This is a genomic window from Clostridium muellerianum (genome assembly GCF_012926525.1).
Classification (GTDB): domain Bacteria; phylum Bacillota; class Clostridia; order Clostridiales; family Clostridiaceae; genus Clostridium_AM; species Clostridium_AM muellerianum.
In genome coordinates this window covers 203,685-218,884 of sequence record NZ_JABBNI010000058.1, presented here as the reverse complement: position 1 = coordinate 218,884, position 15,200 = coordinate 203,685, and the positions used below count along the sequence as shown (strand labels likewise).

Below are 15,200 nucleotides of genomic sequence, written 5' to 3'. Positions count from 1 at the left end.
AGTTTAAAAAATGCACATTATTATAACTCTAAATTTAATTCCTACATAAAATATTATTACCACTTAATACATAAATAGTACATTACAAATATATTTTTAGTATTGCCTACAAAAACCTTTTTTGATAATATACTAAATAGTGTTATGAAAATAGCTAGAAAGGATACGTGAATTAAATGAACTTAATATCTTTAGAAAATATATGTAAAAGCTATGGTGAAAAATTTATTCTAAACAATATATCTTTAGGCATAAATGAAGGAGAAAAAATAGGAGTCATCGGTATAAATGGTACAGGTAAATCTACTTTACTTAGAATTGCTGCTAGCACAGAAACTTACGACAGCGGTAATATAATAACCTCAAACAACTTAACAATAAATTATCTTTCTCAAAACACTTACTTTGATGAAAATGCTACAGTTCTTGAACAGGTGTTTAAGGGAAATTCTCCAATAATGAAGGTTTTGAGAGAATATGAAAATGTACTTAAATCCTTAGAAAAAAATCCGAATGATGAAGTCAAACAAAAAAAGCTTTTGGATTTAACCGCTAAAATGGATAGTTTAAATGCATGGCAGGTAGAAAGTGATGCTAAAACTATCCTTACTAAACTTAACATTTTTGACTTTGACGCAAAGATAGCAACTCTTTCTGGAGGTCAAAAGAAGAGAATAGCTCTGGCTGGTGCCCTTATAACCCCTTCAAATTTACTAATTCTAGACGAACCTACCAATCATATTGATAACGATACTGTAGCCTGGCTTGAAAATTATTTGAACAACAGAAAAGGTGCTCTACTTATGATTACCCATGATAGATACTTTTTAGATAGAGTTACCAATAGAATTATAGAATTGGATAACGGAAATCTCTACAGCTATAGTGGAAACTACAGTATTTTTTTAGAAAAAAAATTAGAAAGAGAAGAATTAAACAAATCATTAGAAGATAAGCACAAAAACCTTTTCAAAAGAGAACTGGCTTGGATAAAAAGAGGTGCAAAAGCTAGAAGTACTAAACAAAAAGCTAGAATTGAAAGATTTGAAGATCTTAAAAATACTAAATTCGATACAGCTAGTGACAGAGTTCAAATGTCCTCTGCAAGTACTAGACTTGGTAAAAAGGTTATAGAACTTGAAAACATAAGTAAGTCCTTTGAAAATAAAAAAATACTAGACAACTTCAGTTACATATTTTCAAATAATGATAGAGTTGGTATCATCGGTCCAAATGGCATTGGCAAATCTACATTTCTAAATATATGTGCAGGTATAATAAAACCTGATTCTGGAGAAGTTAACATAGGTGAAACAGTAAAAATAGGATACTTTTCTCAAGAAAATAAAGAAATGAATGAAAACTTAAGGGTTATAGAATATATAAAAGAAGTTGGAGAATTTTTAAAAGCCTCAGATGGAGAAACATTAAGTGCTTCTGTTATGCTAGAAAGATTTTTATTCACTCCTGAAATGCAATGGACACCTATATCAAAACTTTCTGGTGGTGAGAAAAGAAGGCTTCAGCTACTTAGAGTGCTTATGAGTGCTCCTAATGTATTAATGTTTGATGAACCTACTAATGATTTGGACATAGAAACACTTACTGTTTTAGAAGACTATTTAGAAGACTTTTCAGGAACAGTTATAGCTGTATCTCATGATAGATACTTTTTAGATAAAGCTTTTAAAAAGCTTCTAATCTTTAAGGGTAATTCTTCCATAGATTATTATACTGGAAATTATACTGAATACATGGATAAATGTGAAAGTGAAAATAAAGAAGAACTAAAAGAATCAAACAAAAAAGATACTAAATCAGATTACAAAGAGGAAAAAAAGAAAAATAAAGCTTTAAAGTTCTCCTACAAAGAACAAAAAGAATTTGATGAAATAGATGATGTTATTGCTGGTGTAGAAAAGGAAATAGAAATCTTAGACTCAAAGATAAATTCTACAGGTAGTGATTACGAAATGCTTCAAAAGCTTTTAGCTGAAAAACAAGAATTACAAGAAAAGCTCGATTATTTATTGGAGAGATGGACTTATTTAAATGAGCTGGCTGAAAAAATAGAAAGTGCTAAATGTCTGGATTAAACTTCCTGACATTCAGCACTTTTTATTTAATAGCTACCTGCTATTATATCTAGCTAAGTAACATTTGTTGATTATTCCACTTCTTGAATACTTATTTGCCTTATATGTTTAGTATGGCTCCATTCTTTCTTATCCTTATTTAAAATTCCCTGAATAGTTATAGGAACCCATGTTAAAGTATACACACTAAACAACATATACCATATGAATATTTTTAATGAATATTTTCTATCAACCATGCCTATAATAATAACAAACATCATTATGTAAATAATGGTAATCAAGACTGTATATTCAATTGAAGGAATTATAAATTCATTCATATGTTTGTCTGTAACTATAGTAGATAAATTGTATGTGCTTAAAAATCCCACATAATTTTCTCTTAAATAACTAAAAACCTTTGAAAATATTACTGCATTTAAAGAATATAGAGCAAACACTCCAAACATTTTTTTAGACAACTTTGTCTCTAACAACATAACTATTGGTGTAAATAAGAATTGACCTATACTAAATATCATCCAAGCATATTGAATATTACTACTTTGACTACTATAAAAAATGTATCTAAAAATTCCATCCAATGTTATTACATCTATACCACTAACACCTTTAATTAAACTTATTATAGCAGAAGCTGCCATAAACAATGTTACATACGGCTGCATAGTGTACAAAGCACAATCTAAGGTAATAAAACTTCTTTCTTTTACAGCTTTTTTCATAAGTCTTAAGAAAAACCTTGAGAATACATCCGCAAATCCCTGCATCCATCTTTTTCTCTGATTCCATGATTGTTTTAATGTTAAAGGTTTTTCATCATAAACTATAGCATTATGAGACCAACCTACTTTATGTCCATTAAGTACTAATTTACAAGTAAACTCTAAATCTTCTGTAAGACAAGTAGAACCCCATCCTAATTTCTTAAGTGTTTCTGTATCCATGCAAAATCCAGTTCCACCTATCTGACTTGATAATCCTAAATTTGCTCTTCCTAATTGAAATAACCTATTAGATGTCCAAAATGATATTGAATAAGACTGTGTTATCCAGGAATCATCTGGATTTTTACTATCTATATAACCTTGAACAACTTTATATCCTTTAAGCAATTTATAATTCATTTCATTTAGAAAATTCTTTGAAACTAAATTATCTGCATCAAAAATAGCTATAGCATCATATTTAGTATCCATTTTAAATATTCTAGCAAACATCCATTCTAACGCATAACCTTTTCCTCTTTTATCTGAAACATTTCTCTCATGCACATTTCCACCATGCTGTCTTCCAATTTCTGCAGTTCTATCAGTACAATTATCTGCAATTACAAAAATATCATATAAATCTTTGGGATAATCCAATTCTTTTAAGCTATCCACAATATTTCCTATTACCATTTCCTCATTATGTGCTGCTACTAACAAAGCAAATTTCTTTTTTGGCTTACAAGTTTCTGCTTCTTTATCCTCTTTTTTATAAAACCCAAATAATGAGATAACTAAATAATACATTGTAAGTATAATTACTAATACTTGAAAAACATCTATGCCACAGATAATGGAGTTATAAATAAATTGTCCCATCATAGAAATAAATTCCTTCATTGTACAAATCCTTCCTTTTTATATTATCCTTTAGTTAGTTGCATATATAAATACTGTATATTATAATAACATAAATTTTCGACTTTAACCAGTGTTACAGAATTTTCTGATTATTATTTTTTTGTTACATTTCTATAGCTTTTGCAAATAGTTGTACTACAACTTATTCATAAAAACTATAATGTCTAAATATATAGTTATGTTATAATTTACTTAAATCAATACTATTATTATTGCATTGTTTAACAAATAAATATACAATTATTTAATTAATTTTGAAAGGTGGTACTTGTAAATGACAAATATAATTGATTGTAAAGGATTAAAATGTCCTCAACCTGTTATTAATACAAAAAAACATTTTGATTCTATAAATGAAGGACAAGCTACTGTTATAGTTGACAATGAAGTTTCAAAAAATAATATTTCAAAATTTGCTGAAAGTAATGGTTTCAAATATAAAGTTGAAGAAAAAGAAGGCCTTTATTATATAGATATCACTAAAGATTCTTGCAGCTGTAAGCCTATGAACTTTGATGATAAAAATTTTGTTATAGTAGTTTCTTCTGATAAGCTTGGTATTGGCGATGACAAGTTAGGAACAATTTTAATAAAAAGCTATTTCTATGCTTTAAGTGAAAGTGATAACCTTCCTTCTGAAATACTATTTTTAAATGGTGGTGTTAAACTTACCACTGAAGGTTCTGACTGCATTGAAAGTATTAAAGTGCTTAAAGAGAAAGGTGTAAATATATTAAGCTGTGGAACCTGCCTTGATTTTTATGGATTAAAGGAAAAATTACTTGTAGGTGAAATTAGTAATATGTATACCATAGTGGAAAAAATGAATTCTGCCGACAATACTATTAAACTGTAATTAAACTCACATAATACAAAACAGGAACCTTGAAAAAGTATCAAAGTTCCTGTTTTCATTAAAAGCTTAAGTTTTTTATTCCTGATTTTGTTATAAGCGCATAATTTAATTCACTACACGTCCAAGTTTCTACCGTTCCGTTTGATGGTATTCCTTCACTTGTTTGAAAAGCTATTACTGCATTTTTAGTTTGACTTCCAAAATATCCTGTAGCACTGGAAATATTATATCCCAATTTTATTAAAGCATTCTGCAATGATACTACATCATTACTTGTGGTTCCTAAGCTTAAAGGCAATGTAGCAATATATAAAGGCTTACTATTTACTATGATATTAAATTGCTTTATACTATCATAATCCTTTGTACTTAATCCATCCTTACCATAAGTTTTAACTGTATAAGTTCCAGCTATAGTAGGTATAAAAGAAAATGTACTGGAGGTGCTGAAATTATTAGATGCCACTACTCTTCCATTATTATACACCTCATACCTGTAGCTCATTCCAGAAGGACTCACCCCTGTACTACCTGCATAAAAACTTAATATAGTTCCTACATAAAAATATCCATTTACATTTACATTTTTAATTTGAGGATTATATACATTCAAATTCAAGGTACTTTGAGCATCAAAGGTCTTTTGAGATAGTGAATCCTTAATGTATCCAACAACTTGATAATTTCCTGAAGCTTCTGGTTTAAAGCTAAAAGTGTTTGAACTTAAATAACCACTATCAGCTACTATATTACTTCCATTCATAGCCACAAATCTATATTGTGCACTGCCAGAACCATTTACTTCACTTATACTATAATTCACAGTATCTCCAACAAAAATATAATTTTTTGTACTAGTATAAGTCATAGTAGGTTGATCGTATACTTGAACCGCCGCAGTTTTCATATCGTCATAATCCTTTGTTGAAAGTGAATCTTTCACATATACTGTTATATTATAGTTTCCTGCACTACTTACTTTATAAAGTGAATTTGTATTACTGCTATAATCTACAGTGGACAAAGTTGTTCCATTTAAAGAAATTACATATTTGTAAAGATAACTTCCAGAACCTGACACAGCGGCTGTATTTATGTTAACAGTTTGTCCAGCTAAATATTGTGATTTATTAGTAGTTAAATTACTTATAGTAGGCTTTCCATAAACCACAAAAGAAGATGTCTTTGTATCATCAGAATCAGCTGTGGAATTTTGATCCTTCATATAAACTTGTACAGTATAATTTCCTTCAGTGCTTGGTACATAATCTAACGATGAAGTATTATTATAATCTCTTGTGTATACAACATTAGCTCCATTCATTATCACGTACTTATACAAATAAGTTCCACTACCAGATGTTGCAGTTGCATTAAAGGAACTAGTGTTTCCAGCAAGCAAGCTATTTGTACTCTGAGTGAAGTTAGTTAAGATAGCACTTGTAATAAGATTCTGCAAATATACATTTTGATAATAAAACTTTAAAATTTGATCATAAGTTTGTCCTGCATCAGCCCTGTTTTTAGCCCCAATCTGGCTCATTCCAAGACCATGTCCATTTCCCTTTCCTGAAAAAGTATAAGCTCCTTTTACTGTATCATAAGTCACATTATAAAGATTACTTGGCAATCCAAGGAAAGTCCTTGTATAATCATTTTTTACAGACTTTGTTTGAGTAGTTCCTGCTGAATCTTTATAAATAATATTAATATTTGATACTCTACCACTTGCAAATTTAGTTATTGAACTTAAATCTAAATTTACAAATGTATCTGTAGAAGCTATATATTTCTTATTTACCAAAATTGTTTGTATCTGTGCATTAGTCAGTACCATATTACCACCTGGCCAAGGTAAATTTTCAAAGGAATCTTGTACAGATCGTAGATATGGCACGTAATTTCCCCATACATTTTCGCTATTTTCTGAAACTCCTCCATGCCATGCAGAATATAGTGTCTCCACTAACTTGTCATTATATAAGAGAACTTGTCCTTTAGTTTGATCCACAGCACTAATCACATTGTTAAGGCTTGCATCATAACCTTTATATGTCTGATAAGCTGGAGTATCATCAAAATCATAACCGTTAGCTATAGCATATCCTATTCGTGATATTGCATAGTTTCTTGCTGCCACTGCTTGTGCTTTCAAAGCTTCCATTGGATAACTATTGTCCAATTCATATCCTACTACACCCTTTAAATAGCTTTCAATATCAATTATATTAATGGGCAGTACTTTTCCATTATAAAATTTTATTGAAAAATAACCTAAGTACTTATTTGATACTGAATTAGAAGTAAGAGTTAACAAATTAGAGCTACTATTAGGAATTAAAGTAATCTCACTCTGTACTACTCCATTTAACGTAACACTTGTTCCATTTACTCCAAAATTTAAAACAGAGCCCGATGGATATGTTTGTCCATTTAAAGTGTAGTCTCCATTTAATACAGCGGTAATAGTAGTAGCGGACATACTTGTAAGTCCCACCTTTACATTATCAAAGTACCCACTGTTCTGATAAGCATAAGCTTTCTGTGTAGAGGCAATTAAAAACATTGCAATAAATAAAAGAAATGTTGTAAAGCTTGCAAAACATCGTTTAAACATAAACCTTCCTCCTCTAGATAATTTACCCTTTAGTAAAGTATCGATAGAAAACTTACCAAATCTAATGGGACCTAGAGGAAACAGGGGAAAAAAAATGAAATTATACAATAGTAATGTATAATTTCATCTAATATTTGTTTTTATTCTATATAAATACCTCTAAATTAAAAGTTTATATATATTTTAAACACTGTACTTCAACTTGTTTAGTTTAATAACCTATGAAAACGTATGTTCAATTTCTCATATATCAGCCTAATTTTTTGTTGACATTATTATTAGGTTTCTCTAGCACTACTATTGGATCTAATCTTTTAAATTCATATTCCCTTAACGGCACCTTTTTAAGAATACTTATAATTTCCTCAAAATTCTCTACTAAATTTAATTTTTTCTCAGTAAAGAATTCTTCAAGTGAAAGATTCTCCCACTGAATCCATCCAGCATAACTGTTTCTTTCATTTATATAGTTTTTAAATTCATCATAGCTTTCTGCTTTTTTTGCTATTTCATCACAAATAAAAAAGTTACACACATAACTTCTATATCTCTCAGGTAATGTGCACCCCACCCCCGATATTACAAATGGACATGCTCTAAAAAAAACAGATTTGTCTTTAACATAACTATCATGTACATGCCAGGTTTTAATATATTTTTTATAACCTACTTCATCAAAATAACCTTTTGCATGTATATAATAATTATAAATTTTTACTTTGGGAAGATTTATAATTTTGCTTAATGCTTTTAATCCATCTTCCTCTTTTACCATTTTATGAATTTCATACAGTGTAAATTTAGGGAAATACCAGCAGCATCCTCTATTTTTTATAGAACATAAACTCTTCCCAAAAACACTTTGACAGTCCATGCAAGAACTACAACTATATTGAGGACTGCCTTGATTAAGTTTTAAATTAATTTTAACCATTATTAGCCTCCTACTTTAGTTATCAAATAATTCCTTGACTCAGGTGGAGTTTTCTTATAATAAATATATATTAACTTATAAAATATCATTTAAGAATTTTGCACATCTGAACCTTAGAAGAACTTATCTATATTGTTCTCATCTATTATACTTACAAGTGTATTACATATGTCTTTTATGAAATTAAAATAATATTTACACTTATATGTTACCATATTTTTGAATACTTATAATTTTAAGTCAAGCCAATACGTTGAATATTTACGCATATTTAATTATTTGGAAACAAAATTTAAAGTAAAACATACATATTTATTATTTTGCTTATTCCTTTTAGCTTTATAACACAAATAAATACTATTTATGGTAAATTCATAAAATATTAATATTTTCTTGTATTGCAATATAAAAAAAGCTGCAAAACTTTAATTCGCAGCTTTCCCGTATTTTTAAAAATTTCAACTTAAGTATACATCATACATCTTCAAAAAAATAACAAGTCCATATGTTAGTCTATTTTTTGTAATACTGTGTCTACAGAAACCTTAGATAGCTTAAACTCCTGTGGAACCTTTCTCCTTGTCTTACAAAAATATCCGTCACATATTAGACTTGTTGTTTTTTTCAGATACCTTATTAAATTTACTACCATTATCACTTAGATCTAATAGTTGAATAAAAAACAGTACCTAATATAATAATTCCTCCCATAATTTCTCTTAACGTAGGTATTTCTCTTAATAAAATAATAGCAAAGGCAATACCATATACTGGTTCAAGACTAGATATAATGCCTGCTGTTTGGGTTTTGATATTTTTCAAGCTGTTTATAAATAGTGAATGAGAAATTCCAGTAAAAATTGTACCTAATATAATAAGTAATATTATATCTTTAATATGAAAAACAGGATTTTGGAAAAATAAAAAAGGAATTAATATAACTGCAGCTGCTACCTGTTCGTAGAAGGCAATTACTAAACTTGAATATTCTTTTACATATTTTCTATTAAGCATTGAAAGAATAGCATAAGTAAAACCAGCTATTATTCCCCAAAAAACTCCTTGAGTTGTACTGTTTCTAAGCTCAAACTTTGGAATAATAAGTACTACACCTAAAAATACAATAGCTGCACTTACAATATCCACTACATTAATTTTCTCTTTAAAAAAATATGGTTCAAGAAAAGTAACAAATACAGGAAACGTAGAACATGTAAGTAATCCTATCGCTACTGTAGATACTTGAATAGACTTAAAAAAAGTGCACCAGTGAATTGCTAAAATCCCTCCCATTAGTGCTAAATAAAAATAGTGTTTTTGATTTTTTAATTTTATATCTTTCTTAAGATAAAGCATTAAAATCAGTAAAAAAATGCTTGAAAAGAAAACCCTTCCGAATACAATTATCATTGATAGCAATGATAACCATTTTCCAAATAAGCCTGCTAAGCCAAATAAAAAAACAGCTAAATGAACATCCATTAAACTCTTACTTTTTATATTCATATAACTAACTCCTTATGCAACCTAAAAGTTGTTTTTTAAATTAAAGTCTTGTCCATTTTATCATTAACCAATTAATGATTTGCCCCACTTAAATTTAATCCAACAACACCTATTACAATTAAAAGTATAGATATTGCTGTTAGTATGCTACTAGCAAGTGTTATTGTAAACTCACTTATACAATTTGTCAAAAATACCACATATTTATTTCTAAAAATGTGGTATTCTTGATAAATTGTTGTAATTTATTAAACCAACCGTTTTTAATACTGTTTTTATTCGCTGTCCTCACTTGCTGTATTTTACTTATATTCATTCTTCTTATACATTGCTTCATCTTTAATTTCTTTTCTCATATTATTTAGAGATTCTTCTCTTCTCTTATTTTTTTCTGACAGGTCTTTTTTTGTTTTTTCATTATCTGTTTTTCCAATCACTTCTTCTGCAATCTCATAATTTTGAATAGTTTTATCAATATTATATTGAATTTTATCTACATTATCACTTCTATCATCTGGTTTATTTTTCATAATTTCATATCTCTCCTTTATTTGATTTAATTAATATTTTAAAGCATATCAACTAAAGCTTCTTTTTTTATTATGTCTATGCATTTATTTATTATACAAAATAAAGATGCCTGCTTTCCACATTTATTTTTTTGACTTTTAAGCTTTATTCTTAAAATAGAAATAAAGTCAATTATCCTCTAAAAGTAATACTGCACAATATTTTTAACCACATTAATCCATTTTCTCTACCTTCATAGAAATTTTTGATAAATACTTTTCTGGATTTTTAGTGATTACTTCATCTGATATATTTTCTATATAAACATCTCCGCAAATACCAAGATGATTCTTTTCTATAAATTTGTTTACCTTATCAAAAATCTTCATATCTTCTGCTAAATAACTATTATCATAGGTTATAACATAAAGACCTTTTGGCTTTATTGTTTTTTCTATTAAATCTGTATCTGTAGAAACCTTATAAAAATATCTATAATTCCTAATATTATCAGTAAGTAAACTATCATGATTAGTGTAAACTCCTAAAGGATACCCATATAGTACTTTTTTACTTTCACAATAATCCAAAAAACTAATAAAGTCATCTTCAAAATTATTAGGATTATGCAAATATTCAGGTCCTAAAAACAGCACTTCTTCCTCACAATATTCCAATAATATTTCCCCACAGTTAATGTTAGATATTACTGGAGCATTATTAATTCTCTGCTCTATAATATAATTCATTTGATTTAATCTATTAAGTTCTTCTAATATTTTCTTCTTCTGTGCAGCAATTAAATGAATCAAATTATCTGGAGATACATTTTCCATGTAACTTTTTATTTTCTTTAATGGAACATCCAAATCTTTTAGAGCAAGAATGATGCTTACCTCATCTAATTGACTACAGGAATAATATCTATACCCATTTTCCTTTACAAATGCAGGTTTTAATATTCCTACATCATCATAATATATTAAGTTTTTTCTACTTATACCAGCCAATTTAGAAAAAGCACCTATGGATAAATACTTTTTTGAACTTATAAAATCACTCATAAATCACACTTTCTATAACCATTAAGTTATTGATTCTTTTCTTCTTTAGACTATTCTATTTATAAAAGTATTGACTGTCAAGTTACTGTACAGTTTATTATATGATCTGTGGATATAATCATATATAAAGGAGAATATTATGCTAAAACTATTTAAACACTTTAAAACTAATAAAATACTTTTAATTTCACTATTTACAATCATACTAATAAAAACTATAGGTATATTATATATTCCAACATTAACTGCAAAAATAATAAATAATGGAGTAATAAAAGGTAATATACATTATGTATTAAAAACTAGTGGAATAATGATAAGCGTTGCCATATTTACTGGCATACTTGCCATACTTTCTACCTATTTATCTGCAAATTTATCAGGATCACTTTCTAGAGATATTAGAATCAAAATGTTTTCACATGCACAAAAGTTATCAATACATGATTTTAAACATTTTTCCACTTCATCTTTGATTACAAGGTGTACAAGTGATGTAAATCAAATTGAAAATATAGTAACCATGTTTTTTGAAATGATTATTCCAGTTCCATTTATAACCATAGTAGGAATGTTCTTTGCCTTTTCTAAGGATAGCTATATGGCTTTAATAATCTTTATAACAGGAGTAATTTTTATAGTATTTAATATACTCATAAGCAAAAAAGTTATAAATTTGTCCCTTAAAATACAGGTTCAGTTAGATAAAATAAATTCTAGAGTGAGACAATATATCTCAGGAATAAGAATTATACGTGCTTTTAACCGTGAAAAACATGAAAAGAAATTAATGGATGATACCTTTACAAATTATGCAAATATCAATATAGAAATGAATAAAATACTAGCTGTAGCTATGCCTGGAGTAATGGCAATAATGAATATTTGCGCTGTTGCTGTTTTATGGTTTGGATCAATGAGAGTAAGCAAAGGTGTTATGCTTATAGGAGATATTATGGCTGTTATTGAATATTCAATAATAATATTCGTATTCTTAGTAATGGCTATAATTGTACTACTTAATGTACCCCGTGCCAGTGCCTGCTCAATACGTATATTGGAGGTACTAGAATATGAACCTGAAATAATAGATGAAAAAACAACTGAATTTACTTCAAGTGATAAAAAAATCTTAGAATTTAGAAATGTTACATTCTCCTATAAAGATGCTGAAAAACCTGTTTTAAAAAATCTCAATTTTATATGTGAAAGCGGTAAAACCACTGCTATCATAGGAGCTACTGGTTCAGGAAAAAGCACTATTGGTAAGTTAATACCAAGACTACATGAAATACAAGGTGGCGAAATTTTAATTAATGGTGTTAATATAAAGGATTTTTCTCAAAAAGATTTGAGAGATATAGTAAGTTTTTCACCTCAAAGGGCATTTCTCTTTAGTGGAACCATATCTGATAACATAAGACATGGTAAAAAGGATGCCACTATAGATGAAATAAAAAATGCTGCTAAAGCTGCCCAAGCAGATGAATTTATTTCAGAACTAAATCATGGCTATGATTCCTTTGTAACACAAGGAGGCAGTAACTTTTCAGGTGGTCAAAGACAAAGGCTATGTATAGCAAGAACTTTAGCTAAAAAAAGTGATATATATGTATTTGATGACAGTTTTTCTGCTTTAGACTACAAAACAGATGCAAAACTTAGAAAAGCTATAAAACCAAGATTAAAAGATGCAATTGTTATAACCATTGCTCAAAGAATAAGTACAATTATGGAAGCAGATCAAATTATAGTCTTAGAAGAAGGAAAAATAGCAGGAATAGGAACTCATAAAGAGCTTCTTAAAAATTGCCCTATTTACATGCAAATAGCTGAGTCACAGCTAAGTAAGGAGGAATTAGAATAATGTATGAAGAAAACACAAGCGACTCAATTTCTTTTGACACTGAAATGTCTATAGAAAAAGCTAAAGATACAAAGAAAACTGTGAAAAGATTAATAAAATTACTCCTTAATCAAAAATGGAAAATAATTATTGTAATATTCTTTGCTATTATCAGTTTAACCTTTACAATGGCTGCTCCATTGATTTTTAGTAAAGCTATTAATACTATTTATGAAGGAATAAAAAATATGTCTTCTACTGGTTCTTTCAATATAGATTTTCATATTATAAAGAAGCTTTCATTACTTCTGCTATTCATATATTTACTATCTTCATTAGCTAATTATATACAGCAGAATATAATGGCTGCAGTATCCCAAACACTAGTATTATCCATAAGGAAAAAAATAAGTGAAAAACTTTCAAAAATTCCTTTAAAATATTACGATACACACAATAAAGGTGAAATTTTAAGCAGAATATCAAATGATTTAGAAAAAGTATCTGAAACCCTGCAGTCAGGAATGATGCAATTTATTACAGCAACACTTACAATCATAGGAGCTGTTATTCTCATGCTTTCAATAAATTGGATATTAACGCTAATTGCTATTTTTACTATTGCTATGGGAATTATCGCTACTTCCATAATTGGAAAAAAGAGCATAAATTATTTTGCAAATAGACAGGAATCTCTAGGTAAATTTAATGGACAAATAGAAGAGTATTTTACTGGTCAAATGGTGGTAAAGACCTTTAACATGGAAAATGAAATAATAGGTAAAGTCCAAATATCCAATAACAAATTATACCTTGATGAAAAAAAAGCTCAATTCATTACCTATGCTATAAATCCTTTAATTCGTTTGATGAATCAAATAGGATATGTACTAATAGCATCTCTTGGAGCTATATTTGTCATTCAAGGAAGGTTGTCAATAGGACTAATCCAGGCCTTCTTTCAGTATGTAGATCAATCATCAGAACCACTAACTGAAGCCGCCTATATTTTAAATTCAATGCAGGCAGCTATTGCTTCGCTAGAACGTGTTTTTGAGATTTTAGATGAAGAAGAAGAGCTGACAGATACTATAAATTATAAAACAATATCAGATACAAAAGGTAATATAGTCTTTGAAGATGTAAAGTTTGGATACGGAAAAGACCTTATAATCACAGGAATAGATTTAGATATAAAATCAGGTGAAAAAGTTGCTATAGTCGGTCCAACTGGTGCAGGAAAGACTACCTTGATAAACCTGCTTATGAGATTCTATGAGTTAAATGATGGAAAAATTAAAATTGATGGCACGGATATAACTGAACTCAAAAGAAGTCATCTACGTTCTTTATTTGGAATGGTACTACAAGATTCCTGGTTATTTGATGGAAGTATAAAAGATAATATCTCATACAGCAGAGATAGAGCAACAATTTCAGAAGTTAAAGAAGCTGCAAAGCTTGCCAGAGCTGATTATTTTATAAGAACTCTTCCTCATGGCTATAATACAGTTTTAAATGACGAAAACTCCTCAATATCACAAGGACAAAAGCAACTTTTATGCATTTCTCGTGCTATTTTAGCCAATCCTTATATTTTAATACTTGATGAAGCAACTTCAAGTGTAGATACACGTACAGAATTAGAAATACAAAATGCCATGGATAACCTGATGAGAGGAAGGACAAGCTTTATAATAGCACACAGATTATCTACAATTAAAAATGCAGATAAGATACTTGTTATGGACAAAGGAAATATTGTTGAACAAGGAAACCATGATGAATTATTAGCTAAAGGCGGCTTGTATAGTGATATCTACAATAGTCAATTTGCTAAAATTACTTCCTTAAAAACTTTATAATACATTTTCTTATTGATAGCATAACAGCTTACATTCCTTAATTTATACAATTATATTATGGTTTAAAAACACTTCATTTTCCTATTTGTATTATGATATATAACCACACTGTGAAATTTGATAAAGCAACACAGTGTGGTTTTTCCTATTATTTTATTGCTATAAATATACAACATCATAATTAAAGCTTATATTACTTTGATGAATACTAAAACTTAATTTTGATTTTATAATAAAATTAAAATTTTAAAGTTAGATATCTATAATTTTCT

The 15,200-nt window shown here is 28.4% G+C and carries 10 protein-coding genes; 4 read left to right on the top strand and 6 right to left on the bottom strand.

What is annotated here, in order from left to right:
• Positions 1-176 precede the first annotated feature (176 nt).
• Entirely contained in the window at positions 177-2,096 is a 1,920-nt protein-coding gene (locus HBE96_RS20540; RefSeq protein ID WP_169299569.1) for an ABC-F family ATP-binding cassette domain-containing protein, read from the top strand.
• A 71-nt stretch (positions 2,097-2,167) separates the two neighbouring features.
• Here the strand turns inward: HBE96_RS20540 and HBE96_RS20535 are convergent, their stop codons facing one another.
• A complete protein-coding gene (locus HBE96_RS20535; RefSeq protein ID WP_206155020.1) occupies positions 2,168-3,688 on the bottom strand; it encodes a glycosyltransferase family 2 protein in 1,521 nt (506 codons plus the stop codon).
• Between the two features lie 316 nt (positions 3,689-4,004).
• On the opposite strand from HBE96_RS20535, the gene yedF reads away from it, so the two are divergent.
• Positions 4,005-4,586 (top strand): sulfurtransferase-like selenium metabolism protein YedF, encoded by a 582-nt coding sequence (yedF, locus tag HBE96_RS20530; protein ID WP_169299567.1) that lies wholly within the window; start codon positions 4,005-4,007, stop codon positions 4,584-4,586.
• 58 nt (positions 4,587-4,644) lie between these two features.
• Here the strand turns inward: yedF and HBE96_RS20525 are convergent, their stop codons facing one another.
• The 5 genes from HBE96_RS20525 to HBE96_RS20505 form a co-directional block, all read right to left on the bottom strand.
• Positions 4,645-7,203, bottom strand: coding sequence for a SpoIID/LytB domain-containing protein (locus HBE96_RS20525; RefSeq protein WP_169299566.1), 2,559 nt, complete (start codon positions 7,201-7,203; stop codon positions 4,645-4,647).
• Between the two features lie 250 nt (positions 7,204-7,453).
• Entirely contained in the window at positions 7,454-8,137 is a 684-nt protein-coding gene (locus tag HBE96_RS20520; RefSeq protein WP_169299565.1) for a hypothetical protein, read from the bottom strand.
• A gap of 654 nt (positions 8,138-8,791) precedes the next feature.
• The gene (locus HBE96_RS20515) at positions 8,792-9,643 is read right to left on the bottom strand and encodes a DMT family transporter (RefSeq protein WP_169299564.1); all 852 of its coding nucleotides are present in this window, start codon (positions 9,641-9,643) and stop codon (positions 8,792-8,794) included.
• Between the two features lie 302 nt (positions 9,644-9,945).
• On the bottom strand, positions 9,946-10,173 hold the full coding sequence (gene tlp, locus HBE96_RS20510; protein ID WP_169299563.1) for a small acid-soluble spore protein Tlp: 228 nt from the start codon (positions 10,171-10,173) through the stop codon (positions 9,946-9,948).
• Between the two features lie 213 nt (positions 10,174-10,386).
• Positions 10,387-11,217: a MerR family transcriptional regulator gene (locus tag HBE96_RS20505; RefSeq protein ID WP_169299562.1), complete on the bottom strand. Its 831-nt coding sequence runs from the start codon at positions 11,215-11,217 to the stop codon at positions 10,387-10,389.
• Positions 11,218-11,356: 139 nt separating this feature from the next.
• Between HBE96_RS20505 and HBE96_RS20500 the strand changes: the two genes are divergently transcribed.
• Together HBE96_RS20500 and HBE96_RS20495 are read left to right on the top strand one after the other, a co-directional pair.
• Entirely contained in the window at positions 11,357-13,084 is a 1,728-nt protein-coding gene (locus tag HBE96_RS20500) for an ABC transporter ATP-binding protein (protein WP_169299561.1), read from the top strand.
• Complete coding sequence (locus HBE96_RS20495) at positions 13,084-14,928, top strand: ABC transporter ATP-binding protein (protein ID WP_169299560.1); 1,845 nt, start codon at positions 13,084-13,086, stop codon at positions 14,926-14,928. The genes HBE96_RS20500 and HBE96_RS20495 overlap by 1 nt, the downstream gene beginning before the upstream one ends.
• Positions 14,929-15,200 lie beyond the last annotated feature (272 nt).